General features: G+C 63.0%; 16 protein-coding genes. 7 read left to right on the plus strand and 9 right to left on the minus strand.

Translation table 11 applies throughout. The features are described 5' to 3' along the window. Positions 1-5: 5 nt before the first annotated feature. Together QZM72_RS12215 and QZM72_RS12220 are read right to left on the minus strand one after the other, a co-directional pair. On the minus strand, positions 6-1,046 hold the full coding sequence (locus QZM72_RS12215) for an SPFH domain-containing protein (RefSeq protein ID WP_089470250.1): 1,041 nt from the start codon (positions 1,044-1,046) through the stop codon (positions 6-8). A gap of 27 nt (positions 1,047-1,073) precedes the next feature. Next, positions 1,074-1,460, minus strand: a complete 387-nt coding sequence (locus QZM72_RS12220) for a DUF350 domain-containing protein (RefSeq protein WP_006480820.1) — start codon at positions 1,458-1,460, stop codon at positions 1,074-1,076. A gap of 121 nt (positions 1,461-1,581) precedes the next feature. Here QZM72_RS12220 and QZM72_RS12225 point away from each other — a divergent pair, with 121 nt between their 5' ends. From QZM72_RS12225 to QZM72_RS12250, 6 genes are all read left to right on the plus strand, one after another. Further along, positions 1,582-3,096, plus strand: a complete 1,515-nt coding sequence (locus QZM72_RS12225; protein WP_089470251.1) for a polyamine aminopropyltransferase — start codon at positions 1,582-1,584, stop codon at positions 3,094-3,096. Continuing rightward, entirely contained in the window at positions 3,096-4,715 is a 1,620-nt protein-coding gene (locus tag QZM72_RS12230) for an NAD(P)/FAD-dependent oxidoreductase (RefSeq protein WP_089470252.1), read from the plus strand. Before QZM72_RS12225 ends, QZM72_RS12230 begins: the two co-directional genes overlap by 1 nt. A gap of 124 nt (positions 4,716-4,839) precedes the next feature. After that, positions 4,840-5,622 (plus strand): N-acetylmuramoyl-L-alanine amidase, encoded by a 783-nt coding sequence (locus tag QZM72_RS12235; protein ID WP_089470253.1) that lies wholly within the window; start codon positions 4,840-4,842, stop codon positions 5,620-5,622. Between the two features lie 54 nt (positions 5,623-5,676). Then, a complete protein-coding gene (locus tag QZM72_RS12240) occupies positions 5,677-6,063 on the plus strand; it encodes a lysozyme inhibitor LprI family protein (protein WP_089470254.1) in 387 nt (128 codons plus the stop codon). 65 nt (positions 6,064-6,128) lie between these two features. Continuing rightward, the gene (locus QZM72_RS12245; protein ID WP_089470621.1) at positions 6,129-6,707 is read left to right on the plus strand and encodes a hypothetical protein; all 579 of its coding nucleotides are present in this window, start codon (positions 6,129-6,131) and stop codon (positions 6,705-6,707) included. Between the two features lie 48 nt (positions 6,708-6,755). Continuing rightward, complete coding sequence (locus tag QZM72_RS12250) at positions 6,756-7,283, plus strand: GNAT family N-acetyltransferase (RefSeq protein ID WP_089470255.1); 528 nt, start codon at positions 6,756-6,758, stop codon at positions 7,281-7,283. Positions 7,284-7,308: 25 nt separating this feature from the next. Here QZM72_RS12250 and QZM72_RS12255 read toward each other — a convergent pair whose 3' ends face one another. From QZM72_RS12255 to QZM72_RS12265, 3 genes are all read right to left on the minus strand, one after another. Beyond that, positions 7,309-8,655 (minus strand): glutamine synthetase family protein, encoded by a 1,347-nt coding sequence (locus QZM72_RS12255; RefSeq protein WP_089470256.1) that lies wholly within the window; start codon positions 8,653-8,655, stop codon positions 7,309-7,311. A 157-nt stretch (positions 8,656-8,812) separates the two neighbouring features. Beyond that, positions 8,813-9,370, minus strand: a complete 558-nt coding sequence (locus QZM72_RS12260) for a helix-turn-helix domain-containing protein (protein WP_301738202.1) — start codon at positions 9,368-9,370, stop codon at positions 8,813-8,815. A gap of 17 nt (positions 9,371-9,387) precedes the next feature. Then, a complete protein-coding gene (locus QZM72_RS12265) occupies positions 9,388-10,677 on the minus strand; it encodes an FAD-binding oxidoreductase (RefSeq protein ID WP_301738203.1) in 1,290 nt (429 codons plus the stop codon). A gap of 256 nt (positions 10,678-10,933) precedes the next feature. Between QZM72_RS12265 and QZM72_RS12270 the strand changes: the two genes are divergently transcribed. Then, a protein-coding gene (locus QZM72_RS12270) for an IS3 family transposase (protein ID WP_301738204.1) occupies positions 10,934-12,054 on the plus strand; the annotation gives its coding sequence in 2 pieces (ribosomal slippage) (positions 10,934-11,192 and positions 11,192-12,054; 1,122 coding nt in all). 236 nt (positions 12,055-12,290) lie between these two features. On the opposite strand, the gene QZM72_RS12275 is transcribed toward QZM72_RS12270, so the two are convergent. The 4 genes from QZM72_RS12275 to QZM72_RS12290 all read right to left on the minus strand — a co-directional run bounded on the left by QZM72_RS12275 (position 12,291) and on the right by QZM72_RS12290 (position 18,363). Continuing rightward, positions 12,291-12,851: a DUF1629 domain-containing protein gene (locus QZM72_RS12275; RefSeq protein ID WP_301738205.1), complete on the minus strand. Its 561-nt coding sequence runs from the start codon at positions 12,849-12,851 to the stop codon at positions 12,291-12,293. Positions 12,852-13,086: 235 nt separating this feature from the next. Next, entirely contained in the window at positions 13,087-13,512 is a 426-nt protein-coding gene (locus QZM72_RS12280; RefSeq protein ID WP_301738206.1) for an NTF2 fold immunity protein, read from the minus strand. Between the two features lie 69 nt (positions 13,513-13,581). After that, positions 13,582-14,106, minus strand: a complete 525-nt coding sequence (locus tag QZM72_RS12285; protein ID WP_301738207.1) for an SMI1/KNR4 family protein — start codon at positions 14,104-14,106, stop codon at positions 13,582-13,584. 9 nt (positions 14,107-14,115) lie between these two features. Continuing rightward, on the minus strand, positions 14,116-18,363 hold the full coding sequence (locus tag QZM72_RS12290; RefSeq protein WP_301738208.1) for an RHS repeat-associated core domain-containing protein: 4,248 nt from the start codon (positions 18,361-18,363) through the stop codon (positions 14,116-14,118). Positions 18,364-18,380 lie beyond the last annotated feature (17 nt).

The following is an 18,380-nucleotide window of genomic DNA, read 5'->3' on the forward strand; positions in this document are numbered from 1 at the left end:
GACGCTTACCGCGTGAGCTTCGCGAGGATCTCGGCCTTCGCGCGCGAATAGTCGTCTTCGGTCACGAGGCCCTTGTCGAGCAGCGCCTTCAACTGCTCGAGCCGCTGCACGTAATCGGTGCCCTCGGTCGCTGCCGCAGCCACCGGTGCCGCAACGGGCGCCGGCGGCGCAGCCTGCGCCGGTTGCGCGGCGCCGGCAATCTGGCCGGCCATCGCCTGCCCGATCGCCGCCCCGGCGGCGAGCCCCGCGCCGACCCCGGCGATGCCGCCCGGGTTTTGCGCGGCGAGCGGAATCGCCTGCGCGGTCTGGTATTGGGTGGCGCGCGCGAGATCGCCGGCCATCCCCGCTCCGATCCGCAAGTCGAGCGCCTTTTGCAGCTCGGCCGGCAGCGACACGCTCTCGACCGCGAACGCGTCGAGCGCAAGCCCGTAGCGCGTGAACACCGGCACCAGCGCGTCGGCGACGCGCTGCGACAGCAGCGACTGGTTCGCGGCCATGTCGACGAACGGCACGTCGGCCGAGCCGAACGTCGTGCTCATCGCGGTGACGACCAGGTTGCGCAGTTGCTGCTCGAGATCGTCGACCGTATACGCCGCGCGCGTGCCGCTGACCTCGCGATGGAACGCGGCCGCATCGACGATCCGGTACGAGTAGATGCCGAACGCGCGCAGTTGCACGAAGCCGAATTCGCGATCGCGGATCGTCACCGGTTGCGCGGTACCCCAGCGCCGGCCCAGCTGCAGCCGCGTGCTGAAAAAGTAGACGTCCGACTTGAAAGGCGACTGAAAGAATTTGTCCCAGTTCTTCAGGTTCGTGAGCACCGGCAGCGTGCGCGTTTCCAGCGTATAGAGGCCCGGCTGGAACACGTCGGCGACCTTGCCTTCGTTGACGAAGATCGCGACCTGCGTTTCGCGCACGGTCAGCTTGCCGCCGTACTGGATTTCCTGGTCTTCCATCGGATAGCGCCAGGCCAGCACGCCGTCGGTGTCTTCCGTCCATTGCAGGACGTCGATGAACTGCTTGCGGATGAATGAACCCAGACTCATGTCGGTCTCCTCGAAACGCGTGGCGCGTCAGGTCAGGCAGGCGGCATTGATGATGCCGACGACGAGCGACGCGGTGCCCATCAGGCCGCCCATCGCGACGTTGCGATCCTCGATCGCATGATTCATGCCGGGCATCACGCGCGTCAGCACCGCGTAGGTGATCAGTTGCACGATCATCGCGCCGACGGCCCAGATCACGACTTCGCCGAGCGTGGAATTGTGCGCGATGCTGGACGCGAGCGTCAGGCAGAAACCGATCAGCGCGCCGCCGAACGACAGCGTCGCGGCCGCGTTGCCGTCGCGGATCAGCGCGAGTTCGTCGAACGGGGTGACCTTCAGGTACACTGCCGCGAACACCAGCAGCAGCACGAACGCCGACAGTAAATGAACCGCATAAAGATAGGCACTATTCATTCTTTTCCTCGGATTTTGTGCTCGGTTCGCCGCCCCGTCGCCGGTCGGCCCGCGCGGGGCCGCCAGACGAAAATCCGCGCCAGTATATCCAGATTGCCGAACACTGCACAACGGATGCGCGATGCTGCATAAGCGTGCGCTCGTCCTGTCGATTCTCGTGCTCGCGTCGTGCGGGCTCGGCTACGAACTGATCAGCAGCGCGCTGTCGAGCTACCTGCTCGGCGATTCGATCCTGCAGTTCTCGTCGGTGATCGGCTGCTACCTGTTCGCGATGGGGATCGGCTCGTGGCTCGCGAAGTTCGTCGAGGACGACGACGTGCTCGACCGCTTCGTCGACATCGAACTGCTCGTCGGCCTGCTCGGCGGCGTATCGGCCGCGCTGCTGTTCGTCGTGTTCGCCTGGCTCGCCGCGCCGTTTCGCGCGGCGCTTTACGCACTGGTGCTCGCGCTCGGCCTGCTGATCGGAATGGAAATCCCGCTCGTCATGCGCGCGTTCCAGCAGCGGCGCCAGGCGTTCCGCCATACCGTCAGCGAGGTGCTGACCTTCGACTATCTCGGCTCGCTCGCCGTGTCGCTGATCTTCCCGCTCGTGCTCGCGCCGCGTCTCGGCCTGCTGCGTACGAGTTTCCTGTTCGGTCTCCTGAACGCCTTCGTCGCATTGTGGACGACGCACCTGTTCCGCGACGAAATCCGCAACGTGCGCGGCAAGCTGATGCGCGCGTCGCTCGTGATCGGGCTGCTGATCGCCGGGTTCGTGCTGTCGGAGCGCATCACGCATTGGGCCGAACACGGCGTGTACGGCGACGAGACGATTTATTCGGAAACGACGCCGTACCAGCGCATCGTGCTCACGCAGTGGCACGACGACATGCGGCTGTACCTGAACGGCAACCTGCAATTCTCGTCGCGCGACGAGCACCGCTATCACGAAGCGCTGATCCATCCGGCCATCGAAGCGCTGCCGTGGGCGAAGCGCGTGCTCGTGCTGGGCGGCGGCGACGGCCTCGCGGTGCGCGAACTGCTCAAGCATCGCCATCTCGAACGGATCACGCTCGTCGATCTCGATCCGGCGATGACGAAGCTGTTCTCGACGTCGGCACCACTCGTCAAGCTGAACCAGGGCGCGCTGAAGGACCCGCGCGTGCAGGTGATCAACGACGACGCGGTGCGCTGGCTCGAATCGAATGCCGACGTGTACGACGCGATCGTCGTCGACTTCCCCGATCCGACCAACTTCGGGCTCGGCCGCCTGTATTCGGTGCCCGTATTCCGGCTGCTGGCGCGGCACCTGTCGGAGAACGGCTACACGGTGATCCAGTCGACGTCGCCGTATTTCGCGCCGCACGCGTACTGGACCATCATCGCGACGCTGCGCGAAGCCGGGCTCAACACGTGGCCGTACCACTGCTACGTGCCGTCGTTCGGCGACTGGGGCTTCGTGATCGCCGGCAAGCGCCGCGATTTCACGGTGCCGACGCACTACTCGGTGCCGACGCGCTGGCTCGATGCACAAACGGCCGCCGAGATGTTCCACTTTCCGGCCGACATGCCGGCGCTGCCGATGTCGCCGAACGAACTCAACGACCAGCCGCTCGTGCGCCGCTTCGACGACGACTGGAAGCACGTGCTGCGCTGATGGACCGTCGCACGTTCCTCGTCGCGTCGGCTGCCGCGTCGCTCGCTGCCTGCGGGCGCAGCGGCTGGATCGAGACGACGCCGCAGGTCGGCTATCCCGGCATGCGCGAAGGCCACGCGTTGCGCGACCATGCCACGCTGCCGCCGCCGTCCGCCACGATCGAGACGGATGTCGCGATCCTCGGCGCCGGCGCGGCCGGGCTGTCGTGCGCATGGCAGCTCGCGCGCGCGGGATACAAGCGCTTCACGGTGCTCGCCGGCCCCGAATTCGGCGGCAACGCGGCCGGCGGCCGCTTCGGCGGGATCGGCTATCCGAAGGGCGCGCACTATCTGCCGCTGCCGTCGCTCGAATCCGCGCATCTGCGCGACATGCTCGCCGATCTCGGCGTGATCGAATCCGCGCCGTTCTCCGCGCGGCCCGTGTACGACGAGCGGGCCCTCGTCCATGCCCCCGACGAACGGCTGTTCATCGGCGGGCAGTGGCAGGACGGCATCGTGCCGACTGCCGGCCTCGACGCCGACGCACTCGCGCAGCAGGCGCGCTTCTTCGCGTACACGGACGGGCTGCGCACCGCGCGCGGCGCCGACGGCCGCAAGGTGTTCTGCATCCCGATCGCGGAATCGTCGCGCGACCCGCGCTGGCGCGCACTCGACCGGCGCTCGTTTCGCCAGTGGCTGCGCGACGAGGGCTACACCGCGAAGGCGCTGCACTGGTATCTGAACTACTGCTGCCGCGACGATTACGGCGCCGGATACGAGCACGTGTCCGCGTGGGCCGGCCTGCACTATTTCTCTTCGCGCGGCGGCCATGCGGGCGATGCGGGCGACGGCGCGGTGCTGACCTGGCCCGACGGGCTGCACACGATGGTGACGAAGCTGAGCGATTCGATCGCCGCGCGCACCGGCTCGAACGCATGGTCGCGGGACGGCTTCGCGGTGCGCGCGACCGAACGCGCGGGCGGCGTCGACGTGCTGTGCGCCCGCGTCGGCCACGACGGCGCGCTGTCGACGTTCACGCTCAAGGCCCGCCGGGTCGTATGCGCGATGCCGCTGTTCGTCGCGGCGCGCGTGTTTCCGCAGCTTGCCGCGTACGGCTTCGAACCCGCGCGCGACCTGCCGCCGCGCGCACCGTGGCTCGTGTCCAACTTCCTGCTCGACGGCATGCCGGCCGAGGAAGCCGGCGTGCCGCTCGCGTGGGACAACGTCGTCTACGACGGCGCGGGTCTCGGCTATGTCGTGTCGACGCACCAGTTGATCCGGATGTCGCCGCCGACGCGCTCCGTGTTCTCCGCCTATCAGGCATTGAGCACGCAAACGCCGGACGACACGCGCCGCTGGCTCGCGCAGGCGAAGCCCGACGCGTTGCGCGAGCAGGCGGCAACCGACCTGCAGGCCGTGTACGGCCGCGAGCTGTGGAAGCACGCGAGTGCGCTCGAGATCACCGTGCGCGGCCATGCGATGGCCACGCCCGACGTCGGCTTCCTGAGCCGGCCGGGGCTGCTCGCGCTGCGCGATGCCGACGGCCCCGTCGTGTTCGCGCATGCCGACCTCTCCGGGCTGTCGCTGTTCGAGGAAGCGTCGTACTGGGGCATGCTGGCGGCCCGGCGCGTGCTGGCCTGACGACCGCCGTTCGTCATTGCGGCGTCGCCGCCACCGGCTATAATCGCGCGACATTCCGACTGCATTGAGCAGGCCGACGGTGGCGCGCCGTTCGACGCGCCGCACGCCCTTCTCGACAACAACAATGACGAACCGAACCTTCCGACGCCTTCACCCGCTCGTGCGCGCCGCCGCGCGCGTGCTCGCGTGCGCCCCGCTGCTAGGCGCACCGCTGGCGCTGCACGCGGCCGACACCGCCGATATTCGCGGTGCTGCCGGCGCTTCCGTTACGGAACCCGCGAGCGGGCGCTACATCGTCGTCGACACCGGCCATACGCCAGCGCACCCGGGCTCCACCGGCGCGAGCGGCCGCGTCGAATATCTGTACAACCTCGACCTGTCCGGCGCGGTCGCGGCCCAACTCGCCGCGCACGGCGACCGCGTGCTGCGCACGTCGGCCGACGGCCGCGAGATCAAGCTCGAACAGCGCTCGACACAGGCGCCCGATGCGAACCTGTTCGTGTCGATCCATCACGACTCGATGCAGCAGCAGTTCATCGACGCGGGCCGGCAGCGCGAATTCCGTGGCTTCTCGGTGTTCGTGTCGGAACGCAATCCGCACTATGCGGAAAGCCTGCGTTGCGCGAAGGCGATCGCCGAACGGCTGGTGGCGGCCGGCGAACGGCCGTCGCTGTATCACGCGCAGCCGATCAAGGGCGAGAACCGTCCGCTGATCGACCCGCCACTCGGCATCCATCGCTTCGACGATCTCGTCGTGCTGCGCACCGCGCCGATTCCGGCCGTGCTCGTCGAGGCCGGCGTGATCGTCAATCCGGACGAAGAAGCGCGGCTCGCGCGGCGCGAGACGATCCAGCGCCTGTCCGCCGCGATCGCGGGCGGCATCGACGCGTGTACGACACCCAGATAAACGACGGTATCGCCCGTCGGATCCACCGGTTTTCACCCAGTCAGGAGACTCACCATGAAGAAGAATCTGCTCGCATCCTGTGCATTGCTCGCGCTTGCCGTTCCGTTCGCCGCGCACGCGGCCGGCTGCGGGAAGCCGCGCAGCGCGTTCGACCAGGTGTATTGCACGAGCACGCAGTTCTCGCAATCCGACCGCGATCTCAACGACGAATACGGCCGGCTGCGCAAGCAACTGAGCGGCGACCAGCAGGCAACGCTGAAGGCCGGCCAGCTCGCGTGGCTGAAACAACGCGACGCGCAGTGCAGCGAGACGCGCGGCAGCAGCTATCTCGTCGATATCCAGTGCGCGAACGACATGACGCAGTCGCGGCTGTCGTTCCTGCGCGAGCGTGAGCGCGAATGCTCGAGCACCGGGTGCGTGACGTCGAAGCTCGGGGAGTAAGGTCGCTACGCGTGCCGCGCCGCGAAGCATGTCGCGGCACGGCACACCGCTCGAAAGGAACGACGATGCGGCATGAATTCTCCGAAGTCCTCAACGATCTGATCGACTACTTTCTCGTCGGCGATCTTCTGCTGCTGAAGCGCTACAAGGACGAACACGGGCTGCCGGACGACGTCGCGTCGGCGTTCACGACCGGCGACAGCGGCGACCACGCGGTGCTGGAAGGCATCGTCATTCCGCTGGCCGGCATCGAGAATCATCCATATACGATCATCTTCACGCTGGACGACGACCCGCCCGAATTGCTGAAAGCGGGCAGTCGCCTGCAGCATCGGCGCGGCGGTTACGTATTGCGCGTCGAGCATCGTGCGGTGATGCTCTACACGTGGCGCATTCTCGAACGTTTCACCGACGACACGGTGAATGCGTTGCTTGCGCGCTATCGCGAACCGGGCCGGCCCGTCATTGAAATCGACAACGGCTGGTACGGCGTCGAGATCCTCGGCGGAGAAATCGCGCGCGACGGCTGGTTCGAACCCGCGTTCGAGTTCGTGTTGAAGAAAACCGATGCCCCGGGCGACGCATCGCGCGTGGACATCCACTACCGTTTCGCCATCGACGGCAGTCTCGATCCAGCGGCATGAATCCGGCGGGCAGCCACGCGGCAGACGGCAACCGATCACGGAGCACGCATGACACCGAACACGGCGACGATCGACATCCGCACGGCCACCGTCGCCGATGCATCGGCCATCGCTGACATCCACGTCGCGTCGTGGCAAGCCACTTACACGGACATCATGCCGGCGCCGTTCCTCGCCGGCCTGTCGGTCGAAAAGCGCACGGCCGCGTGGCGCCAGGCACTCGACGCAGGACGGCCGCGCGTCGCGCTCGCGTTCACGAACCACGCACCGGCCGGCTGGATCGCATATGGTCCGACGCGCGACACCGACAAGGATCGCGCCTGGGGCGAAATCGAAGCGATTTATCTGCATCCGTCGCATTGCGGGCAAGGTATCGGCGCGTTGCTGGTCGACCATGCATGCCGAGCGCTGCACGACACGGGTCATGCGTGGGTGTCGCTGTGGGTGCTGGTCAGAAACTGTCGGGCACGGGCGTTCTACGAACGCGAAGGTTTCGTCGCCGAACGCGACATCAAGACGTTCGAGATCGACGGTATGTCGATCGAGGAAGTGCGCTACTGGCGCGCACTTCCCTAGCCGGCTGCTTCGACGCACACGGCCGTCACAGAAACCATCGATACTCCCGCGCGCCGATCTCGTTGCGAAAATCCACTTCCTCCTGCCGCTTGTTCTCGCAATACACCATCACGAATTCGCTGCCGAGTCCTTCGCGCACGGCCGGATGATCCTGCATCGCCGCGACCGCCGACAGCATCTCCTTCGGAAAATCGATGCCGCTGCCGCGATCGTCGTTGAGCGGCGCAATCGGCTCGAGCCGCGCGTCGAGTCCGTGCTCCATCCCGCTCAGGATCGCCGCCAGCACCAGGTACGGGTTTGCATCCGCGCTCGCGAGCCGGTGCTCGATCCGCAGGTTGCGTGCATCCGATTCCGGAATCCGGATGCACGCGTCGCGATCCTCGAAGCCCCAACTCGCGCGGCTCGCGGCATTCACCATCGACCCGTAACGGCGAAACGCATTGTGATTCGGCGCGAACACCGGCATGCAATGCGGCAGCAACGCGAGACAGCCGGCCACCGCGTGCCGCAGCGGCCGCTGCCCGTCCGCGGCAAGCACGTTGCGCCCCGCGTCGTCATACAGGCTCACGTGCACGTGCATCCCGCTGCCCGGTGCATGCAGATACGGCTTGCCCATGAAGCTCGCACGATAGCCATGCCGCAACGCGACGCCGCGTGTGCTGCGGCAGAACAGCGCCGACCAGTCGGCCGCGCGCAGCGCGTCATCGGTATGCCCGAAGTTGATCTCGAACTGGCCTGGCCCGAGCTCGGCGGTGATCACCGTCGCATCGACGCCCTGTTCGCACGCGGCGTCGACCATCTCGTGCAGCACGTCGGAGAAGCGCGACAGGCGCTCGATATGCATGTTGGGCTGGTCGTCGCGGTCGTCGCTCAGGCGGTCGCGCGGATACTGCGGCATCCCGTCTTCGAGCTGCGCGGCGAACAGGTAGAACTCGAGCTCGAATGCGACGACCGGCCGGATGCCGCGTGCCGCGAACCGACGCAGCACGCGCGCGAGCACCTCCCGCGGCTCGAATTCGATCGGCGAATCGGTGCCGTCGGAGCTGATCAGCATCTGCGCGAGCGGCTGCCGCTCCCAGCGCACGGGCTTCAGCGTGCCGGGAATCAGGCGGCGCGGCGCGTCGGGATCGCCGTCGTTGAAACAGTAATCGCCGATCTTGTAGAGGCCGCCCTGCGTGCCGAGCAGCACGCAGTTCTGCGGCAGCTTCAGCAGCGAGCCGGACGCGACTTTTTCGAGCGCATCGATCGGATAGCGCTTGCCGTAGAAATGCCCGGGCAGGTCGAGGCAGATCAGGTCGACATAACGGATCTCGGGGTGCGCCTGCCGGAATGCGCGGACTTCACTGACCAGCGCGGGAACGACGTCAGCCATGTCTCATCCTTTCCATGTCTTGTAGAGCGGTGCCGCAACGCGGCGAACCGGATTCATGTGGCGCACGGCGCAACGCACGCCGCATGTCGATCAGTACTGCAAAAAGGGCGCACGGCGCGACGGCTGGCGACGCCGCCCGCCCCGTCGAGCGCTCAACTCACGTGAATACCCAGATCACGCGCGTCGGCGCGTCGGTCAGGTTCGCATACCGGAAGCGCTTGTGCGCGGGAAGCTGAAATGCATCGTTCGGGCCGAGCGTGACAGGCGTGTCGTCGCCGTCGATCCAGATCGTCAGTTCTCCTTCGAGCACGAAGCCGCCCTGCTCGTCGCTGTCGTCGACCGGGCGATCGCCGCTGCTCGCGCCTGGCCCAAGATGGCTTTCGAGGATCGAGAAGCGCGAACGCATGTTCGGCGACACGAGAATGTCGGTAATGCCGGCCGCGTAATGCACGGTACGGCGTTCGTCGGGCCGCGTGACCCACGGCACGCTGCGCGGCTTGCTCAGGCTGTAGAAATACGTGGTCGGCGCGCCGAGCGCTTCGCCGATCGCGGTGAGATCCGCGACCGTCGGACGCGACAGCCCGCGCTCGACCTGCGACAGAAAGCCGACCGAGCGGCCGATCCGCTCGGCGAGATCGCTCAGCGTGACCTTGCGATGCTTGCGCAGGTCGCGGATCAGGATCGCCAGACTTTCTATCTCTTCCTGTTCGTTCATGATGGATTCCGGTGCAATCAAACGGTATCGCGCAAGCGGTACCAGGCCTTGCCGATCGCCTCCAGCGGCGCGGCCAGCCGGTCGCCGCCGGGAAAGCGCGGGTTGCGAATGCGCTGGTACTGCGCGAGCAGGTGTGGGTCGCCGAGCACGGCGTCGGCCACCGCGCGCGCACCGGCGAGCGTCGGCAGCACGCCGTGCCCCGAAAAACCCTGCAGCCAGAAGCGCTGCCCGAGGCGGCCGATGTCCGGCGTGCGGCGCATGCTGATGTCGATGTGACCGCCCCACGCGTAGTCGAGCGACACGCCGGCCAGTTGCGGAAACACGCGTTCGAGATGCGGGCGCGTCGCCGCCGCGATATCGGCCGGGATGCCGCCGAGATACGTGCAGCCGCCGCCGAACAGCAGCCGGTTGTCGGGGCTCAGGCGGAAATAGTCGGGCACGAACTGGTTGTCGATCACGCAGCTGTTGCGCGGCAGCAGCGCATGCGCGACGTCGGGCGCGAGCGGCGCCGTTGCGATCTGGTACGTGCCGACCGGCAGCAGCCGGCGCGCGAGGTCGCGATCGAGCCGGTCGACGTACGCATTGCAGGCGAGCACCAGCACGTCCGCCCGCACTTCGCCGCGCGCCGTGCGGGCGACGTGGCCGCCGGCCATCTCGTGGCAGTCGAGCACGCGGCTCTGCTCGAAGATGCGGCCGCCCGCGCACTCGATCGTCTGCGCGAGGCCAAGCGCGAGCTTCAGCGGATTCAGGTGGCCGGCCTCCGGATCGTGGAGCGCGGCGAGATAGCGCGTGCCGCCGATCCGTTCGGGCATCTCGTCGCGGCCGATCACGCGCAGCCGGTCGTAGCCCCACCGCTCGGCGGCCTCGTCGCGGGCCTGCGCGAGCATCGCCACGCGCCGCGGCCGCACCGCGGCCCACAGGCTGCCGGGCCGGTAATCGATGTCGAAACCGTGCCGCGCCGGCAGTTCGCGCACCTCGGCCGCCGCCCAGCGCATGCTGTCCCACAGCAGGCGCGCGCCGTCGCGGCCGAGCGCATCCTCGAGCGGCTGCATGTCGCACGACCAGCCGAGCAGCGCCTGTCCGCCGTTGCGGCCCGATGCGGCCCACGCGACGCGGCTCGCTTCGAGCATGACGACGCGCTTGCCGGCAAGCGCGAGCCGCAGCGCCGTATGCAGCCCGCTGAAGCCCGCACCGACGACCAGCACGTCGGCGTCGACGCGTTCGTCCAGCGCCGGCCGATGCGGGATCGGCGCCGGGTAGGTGCCGGCGTAGTAGCTTGCGACGTGACGGTCGGACTGCACGAACATGCGGACTCCCGTGAAAATTCCACAGAGAAATTTCATGAAAAACTAGCATGACAATTTCACACGAGCAAGCGGGGGATCGACTGTCGAGATGCATCCAACTTGGAATCTTTTTCGTTCAAGTTGAAACCGACCCTAACCTGAGTCCACAAGACTGTCCCATTTGGAAGTGGAAAATTCCGGCATGACGTTGACCTGCCCCCAACAAACAGGGCCACCCGGAGTCTAGTAAAGTTCGTTTTCGGAGAAGAAGACGAACATGAAGAAGCGCTTTACGGAACAGCAAATCATCGGGTTTCTGAAGGAAGCCGAAGCCGGTATCGCGGTCAAGGAACTGTGCAGGAAGTACGGGTTCAGTGACGCGTCGTTCTACATCTGGCGCGCGAAGTTCGGCGGCATGGAAGTCTCGGAAGCCCGCCGGCTCAAGGACCTGGAGGTGGAGAATGCCCGGCTGAAGAAGCTGCTGGCCGAAGCAATGCTCGATATGGAAGCGTTGAAGGTCGTCGTCAAGGGAAAGCCCTGAGCCCGCGAGCCAAACGCGAAGCAGTGTCGGCGATTCGGGAGCAGGTCAACATCTCCGAGCGCCGCGCCTGCCGGCTTGTCGGGCTTTCTCGCAGCGTGCTGCATTACGACGCGAAGCCGGACCACGAGAATGAGGTGCTCGCGGCGCGTCTGGTGGAGTTGGTGCACGCACGTCGTCGATTCGGCTACCGTCGACTGCACGCCCTGATGGAGCGCGAAGGCACGCACGCCAATCACAAGCGCATCTATCGCCTGTACCGTAAGGCAGGGCTGGCTGTGCGGCGCCGTCGCAAGCGCCATGGCGTCATGATTGAGCGCGAGCAACTGGCATTGCCGGGCGCGCCCAACGAGGTGTGGTCAATCGATTTCGTGATGGATGCGCTTTCCAACGGCCGGCGCGTGAAGTGCCTGACCGTCGTCGACGACTTCACGAAAGAGGCTGTCGACATCGTCGTCGACCATGGCATCTCTGGCTTGTATGTCGCTCGGGCATTGGACCGTGCAGCTCGCTTCCGTGGCTATCCCAAGGCGGTGCGAACCGACCAGGGACCCGAATTCACGAGCCGCGCGCTTGACCAGTGGGCATATGCGAACGGCGTCACGCTGAAGTTGATTCAGGCGGGCAAGCCAACGCAGAATACGTACATCGAATCGTTCAACGGCAAGTTCCGCGACGAATGCCTTAACGAGCACTGGTTCACGACGCTCGCGCACGCTCGGGCTGTCATCGCGGCATGGCGTCAGGACTACAACGAGCAAAGGCCGCACAGCGCACTGAACTACCTTGCGCCGTCAGAGTTTGCGGCGAAACATCGGGCGACCGCGGATGCTCCTGCCGCTTTCCAGGAGTTGGTTTAAAGGGACTTTGCTAGAAGCCCATTGGCTCTATTGAAGGGGGCAGGTCAGAGCCTCTCGCATTCGCTTCAACTGATCGAGTGACAACGTTGCTGCTCCGCTAAATCCCTTTCGTTGGCGTACCCGCGCATAGAGGCTTAGAAGTCGACCACCCCCAATGTATGATTCTCACACGTTACTCTCGTGAAATCGAGGCCACCCGGGCCATTCTCTGACCAGTCACCGGGAGTTGCGAAATCCTACTTCTCAGATTGCGAAATGACCTCTCCGAAATAGAATCCTTTTAATTTATTTTGCTCTACAAGCCCTCTAAAACGCTCGGATACCAATACTGTAGCAGGACTTTCTTTTAGGCGAAATATATCAGCCCCTTCAATGCGACTCTTCAGAATAAATATTTTATTAAAAACCGTCGCCTGAGGGTAGACTTTGAATTTGGATGCATCCATATCGACAGCATTCTCGATCACTCGGGTTACATGAAATCCGAACATGTCTTTTATCGGGGCCTCGACCTGCAATATCTCCCCGCTGTCACGAAGTACCGGCGCCAATACATCAAGCGCCCTGTCACTAAACACGAGAAACGGAGATAGCATCGTATGAACGTCGCTCGTCTTTTTTCTGCGCGAAGTACCCCACGTAAGCTTAACGGGGTCATAGTCTTCACCAAGCCCACGACCGCATAGGGCGGTTGCTCGTACAGCTATGCTCTTGTCATATGCAATTTCAACGCCATCATCGACTTGAACGAGCGGCTGAAATTCTTCGTCCTGCCTCAAACCGTAAACGTTACTCACGCACCGCCCTCACATCCAAATTCCATAAATACCGAGAATCCATCAGCGATTATGGCGCGGTGCAACCCCTCGTGCATCCCGGCCTCACACGGCTCAAGAAAAAATGTCAGCGTGTTACTCTCAGAACCCACGGCATCCAGACCGATACTATTTACCTTTCTGCACGGAACCAAAGGGTGTCCCATTCCGTCGGCCTTGACAACACCTAATCACAAAAACGGGGCGAGCAACGTTGTTAGAGAACCGAACGCTGCCATTTATCCTTAAAATTAATGAACTCTTTTTTCTTCACCATCCATTTACCTGCCTTTTTCTTCATCGTAAATCGGGATATCGTCAACATTCCTAATGTCTGACGGATGGTGAAAACCACCTCCCCGTCGGTGGATTCCACGTTATCTTCGACATCCGTTTCAGGATCGTATGTCGGTGGATCCGAACAACCCAAGTCAATCAAGCGACCTTGATTTGTATTTTCTTGGAAAGCCCATTTCTCTAAAATAGCCGAAAGATCTTTCCGTGCGCGGCCATCAATTTCAGAAACATCGCCACCAATTTTCAGAGCGCTATGTTTTTTCTTATAAAAATCATTTTCCCATTGATTCATTTCCAACATGAATGATCGCAATGCCGTTCGCGCCTGCTCAAAATCGTCATTCATCGCCTTCAACCCTTAATCATTGAAAATACCGCCCTAGTGCGAGACCTCAGCGACGATGACATCTATATTTTAGCCAGGCCAGTCGTCGACCGCGACGAACTGCATTTGTTTTGTTCCCGCGACGATCATATTCAGAAATGCCGAGAATCCATCGGCTACATTGTAGAGGTTGCCACATTCTGACACCTCTGCAATATCCGGCTTCGCTGTGTCATCCGCATGCAGATGCGTTCTATCCCAATACAGGACCTTTTCAACGTTATCGAGTCTCGCCAGCGCGTAGTAATTACCGCCTGGATCATCTCCAATCACAAAGAAATCGTTTAGAAAATCGACCTCACCTCTGATACGTTCGTTTTGCTCGATTAAATCAAAATTCTCGTTACTCGTTCCGATTCCAAAAAGCGAAGCAAACGAAATCATTCCATTATCGACACCAGGAAAATCAAAATCGAGATAGTCGGCGCCACCAATGAATATGCCGTTCCACTTCTTCAAAAAATCCTTGTAATCCGTCGGAAGAACGAATCCGAGTTCCGCCTCCAATTTACCGAGGAGCGGCTGTGCAGGTTTTGCTCCATACAGAACTGGCACCTTACCTCCTTAACACGACGATTGATTCTTCAAATTAGAGACGCCACCCCTATGGGTGAATTCACTGTGAATATCCTTCGGAATTTCCTGCATCGTTACCATGTTCTCGTGGTGGTGCCAAGTATTTTTCGTGTAGTCGGCGGCGCTTCCTGCCTTTGCATCCGCCAATCCAAAGTCTCCTGTTGGCGCCCTACTGTGATTTCCTTTCAGCCCCTCAACGTCTACAGATCTGACCTCATACGGCTTGAAATCAGGATAACCATTTGGATAACGGACAACCGTACCTTTTGCGTTGGTATATACCCACGTCCCCGACTCCACCTCGACGTGAACGGTACCACCTTTTTCAAGCCATTTCGTCACATCCGGAGAGTTCAACGGCTTCTCCCCAAACCAGCCCCACGGATCGATCCATCCTGTAGGATTGGGGGCATACGCATACAAATTGTCGCCACCCAGCAGCCCGATCGGATCGTGGTTAATGAACCGGCCTACATCAGGATCGTAGAACCTGAAAGTATTATAGTGAAGGCCCGTGCTTTCATCGGCATATTGTCCGGCATAGCGGAGCGGCTGATCCGTGCGTGCCGAAGTCAGTTCTCGACTGTTCGGCTTGACCTTGCCCCACGCCGTATATTGCCCCGCCCACGCTAGCTCTCCAGCTTCGTCTGTAACTTCCAATGGGGCGCCCACCAGATCCGTATGGAAGTGGTATATCCGCGACGCCAGCTTCGCCGTGTCGATCGCTACCGCCGCCAGTGCGTTCGCGATAATCGCATCAACGCGTGCCGCTGGAGAGTACGACGCATCTGGACTGTATATGTAACTGCTCACGCCAGTCTCGCGCACCTCTTGCGCGAGCCGTAGCCCCTCCCATACGAACCGCTTCGTCTCGCTGCGCAGTTTTACGCCACGCAGGTCGTAACTGGTATCCGTCTTCGCAATACGCCTCCCGATCGGGTCGTATTCGAACCGAGATTCGACCGTGCCACGCGCGTCGTACGTTCGGACTGCGATCAGTCGGTTCTGCCCGTCGTAGGTGAACCGCTGCGTCTGGTTCGCTCCGCGCAGCTTCGTCGTCAGATTGCCAAACGGATCGTACTCGAAACGGAAATCTTGCCACATGAGCAGGCGATTGCCTTCGACGTACCCCCGGCTGCTGCGCTGCGCATCGTCAAGCAGGTTGCCGGCGCCGTCCCACGCGAATTCTTCAACTTGCCGATCCATCGTGTTCACCCGCCGGGTCAGCTGCCCGGCAGGATCGTAGTTGTACTGCGTACTGCCACGGAGGCCGTCGCTCATCTCGATGAGCTCACCAGCGGCGTCGTACCCGTAATTCCGCCACAAGTGTCCGCGCCCACGACCCAGCGCTTCGGGTTGGAATCCTGCCGACTGCCAGACTTTCCGACCAAGCGGATCGTATGCGGAACGCTGAGTCAACCTCCCCTGTGTGCGCATCACTTCACGATGCAAATCGTCACGCTCAAAGTCACTCACCACCTGATCGCCACAACGGATCTGGTGAACGTGGCCTGAACCATACCGTAGGATCTGCAAGCTCTGGTCGTGCGGCAGTGCTAGCGTTGTCACGTTGTCGAGCGCATCGAGCACATATTCGACTGTGCCGTTCACGCCGTGCTCGGCCATAAGGCGACCCGCTTTGTCGTATTCGAAGCTCACGACGTCGGGAGTGATGCCAAGCGCAATACCGGCTGGAGTTGGCGTACGCTCAACTTTCACCGTCCGGTCGCCCTTGTCGCGCTCAAAGCGGGTTACCTCGGTCGGCGTATGCTGAACCTTCAGATTGCCCATCCGGTCGCGCTCAAAGCGAATAGTGCGAATCGGGCGATTCGCATTAGCGCCATTGACCGGCGCCCCTACGATATCAAGCGTGAGCAATTCGCCAGCGTCCCCATACCCGAACCGCCGTTCCACGCCGTCCGGTCGCGTCTCGGTCAAGAGCCGACCACCGGCACTGTACGTGAACGCATAGCACGCGCGGTCCTGCAGTAGCTCTCGAAGCTGCCCGTCGGCATCGTACCGATAACGGGTCCGGCGCCCTGCTGGATCGCTTATCTCGACGACCTGGCCACGCGCATTGCGCAGCGACTGTCGGACCCTTCCGCCGAGACCAACGTGCCGAACCATAAGCCCGGCTGCATCGTATTCGAAGGTCTCCGAACTTCCGTCGGGATATGTGATGCGGAGCGGCTCGCCGGTCGGACGCACATCGTACGTGATGCGCTGACCAAGCGCGTTCTCACGCATAACCGGCAGACCGAACGGATCAAAAGTGGTTCGCGTCGCTTTGCCGGAACAGTCAGTGCGCGCGACGAGCTCGCCGAGCCTATTCCACTCCAGAGTCTTACGTCCCCCCAGTGCATCAATATGCACGAGCGGGAGCGAGGTCAGCCCTTTCGGATACTCGTAACGGTTTTCGCGGCCAAGCGGATCCTGACTCACCAGCAGCCGACCCTGCGGATCGTATTCTGCACGCCAAGCACCACCGTCAGGCCCGACAATCTCCACAGGCCGCCTACTGTTGCCGTCATAGCGAGTGCGTGTCGTGCGGCCAAGCGGATCAGTCTCGGCGACGATCCGGCCTGCGTCGTCGTACTCGAACTCGGCCGTGCGCTCACCCGGCAGCATCAGCATCACCGGCATACCGGCGTCGTTGTACTTGATCCGGTAGAGTCCGCCGTCGAAGTCGGTGTACTCGACAATCTGAAACTGTGCGTCGAAGCGCCAGTGCGCAGTGCGACCATCGGCGTGCCGGACGCGAGTCTGCCGGCCATCAACGTCGTATTCGAACGACCAGTCCTCGCCCTCGCTGGTGCGCGTTGCGACGACCCGCGGCTGTCCTTCGATCGTCGACCACACATAACTGGACGTGAAACCCAGTGCGTTCACGTGGCTCGCCATCAGGCCATTGACGTACGTAAATCGCCGTACGACCGCCCCGTTCGCATCCGTCACGGACACCAATTGACCGTTTTCATCGTACCCGTAAGCGACAGCGAGGCGTCGTTCGTCACCATGGACTAGTGTGACCGAACCAAGGCGGCCATGCTCCCCTTCGTAGTCGAGCACGGCCTGCATTCCGCCGCACGTCAGAATCTCGGTGACGCGGCCGCGGCTGTCGCGCTCGAACTGGCACCATTGCCCCGCCTGATCCTCGATGCGGCGCACCCATGCGATGCGGCCGGAGTCCGGCTCGTATCGGCCGAAGTCGTAATACGTCTCGCCAATGTCATGCAGGATGTAGCGGCCGTCGGGCGTACAGGTCAGATACCGTTGCTCCGCTTCGCTGAAGGCGGCTTGTCCGGCACGCAGCAACGGAAATCCGCTCTCGCGCCCTTGCGCGTCGGTGTACCAGAGTCGCCCGTCGCGAGCATGGAGACGAAGTTCCCACGGCGCCACCCAGCCGCGCCCAAGCGTCCCCGCATAGTCGATACTGCTCGAATAGAACCGCTTGATCGCGACCGGCATCGGGCTCGGAATCATGAAGTCCGTTTCCGATTCGGCCAACAGGACCTTTCTTCCGGTCGTGACGTCGACCGGGTTGCCGAACATCCCGCCGAGCGCCTTGTTGATCGCTGGCCCGGCAACGTACCGCCCGAACGCCTCACCGAGCACGTACCCGCCGATGAACTTCGCAGCGCACGGCAGCACCGCGCGCGACAGCCCGCCAGCCTGCTTCAACAACCCACCCAACCCGCCGACCAGACCTGCCAGCACGAATGCCCATTCCGTCGCGGTCCGTAGCCAAGGCGGCACTTCGTCATCAACCGGTAGGTATGTCTGCGTGCCGCCGTGGAAGAACGTGTCGTGAGAACCGTCGCCGATCGTCGCGCCGCAGGTAATCTTGTCGTCCTTCCGCGCCGCGGGCCGCCCGTTGATGAAGATGTTCGTCGATCCTTGCGCGACAAGCGGAATGGGATTGTGCTTGCTGCAAGCCACGCCGCTCAGCGTCGCATAGGCCGCCGACAAGGAATTGACGTAGACGTCCGGCGAGCCGGTAATGATGTTGCCGGATTGCGAGCTGAACATCTTCCCGATCGACTCCCCTATTGATAGGAGAGCCTGCGCTCCGATACCGGCCATCATGCCGGCCAGCAACGCCACGCCGAATCCGCATGTGAACGTGGCGAACGCCACTGCGGCGATCAGGGCGATGCCCAGCACGGCTCCGACCAGAAAGCCCGCGAGCGCGCTGGTGTGATCGATCGGATCAGTGACTCGTGCGGCTTCGTACACGATGATTGTCCTTTGCT

Origin of the sequence: Burkholderia sp. AU45388 (assembly GCF_030481585.1) — a bacterium.
GTDB lineage: Bacteria > Pseudomonadota > Gammaproteobacteria > Burkholderiales > Burkholderiaceae > Burkholderia > Burkholderia sola.